General features: G+C 56.7%; 1 protein-coding gene. It reads right to left on the reverse strand.

Features of this window, described 5'->3' with window-relative positions:
- A partial coding sequence (locus AC0IW9_RS30805) for a hypothetical protein (RefSeq protein WP_471652106.1) occupies nucleotides 1-275 on the reverse strand: 275 nt, incomplete at both ends.

The following is a 275-nucleotide window of genomic DNA, read 5'->3' on the forward strand; positions in this document are numbered from 1 at the left end:
GATATAGAATGCGGGGTGTTGATGAAGATGATGCACTCGCAACGGTCGATCATCCGAGACAGCGCGACCGAGAGCATCATGTGGACATGCGACGTCGAACGGTTCCGCTTCTGGTAGTTGTAGGTTCGCGCCTCATCGTTGTAGCAGAACTCATCGTCCAGGACTTTGAGCAGATCGTTCGCATAGCCCCAGACGGCCGAGTCAACGAACGACGTGAGGCCGAAACGCCTGTGGAGATGTCCGGATAGACCGAGCGCGAGCTCGCTGTCCTTGTG

The sequence above is a fragment of the Belnapia sp. AC561 genome (assembly GCF_979252845.1).